At 40.1% G+C, this 429-nt stretch carries 1 pseudogene; it reads left to right on the forward strand.

The annotated features are described in order from the left end of the window. Nucleotides 1–100 precede the first annotated feature (100 nt). A pseudogene (locus tag B3L97_RS05690) lies at nucleotides 101–429 on the forward strand (penicillin-binding protein); the annotation flags it as partial.

Consider the following 429-nt stretch of genomic DNA (forward strand, 5'->3'; position numbering starts at 1 on the left):
AAGAGAAAATATAAGCTACTTCCTCTTCTTTGTATACTTGTTTCTCTTGAACTAAATATCAAGGGGCAAGAAAACCCGAAATCTGGAGGGAGCTTGCGTTATGAAAAGGAAAAAGAATATTTCTGAAAAAGAATCCCAACCACCTCGTTCGCGTGGTCCTCGTATTTTTCGTTCGCTACTACTCATTCTTCTGTTATTCGTTGGGTTACTCGGAGCTGCAGTTTCTGTTATGGCAGCCTATTATATTCGACAGATTTCGGATGATCTGCCAACTACAACGGAAATACTTGCCCATCGAGAAAACATAGCAAGTGTTGTTTATGATCGGGACAATAATGTTATAGCCCGTTTGTTTACTGAAAACAGGGAACCTGTTCAGCTGAAAAATATATCACCATGGATGGTTAAGAGCACTTTGGCTGCTGAAGA

The organism is Aminobacterium sp. UBA4834 (assembly GCF_002400205.1).
In the GTDB taxonomy this organism is placed as follows: domain Bacteria; phylum Synergistota; class Synergistia; order Synergistales; family Aminobacteriaceae; genus Aminobacterium; species Aminobacterium mobile.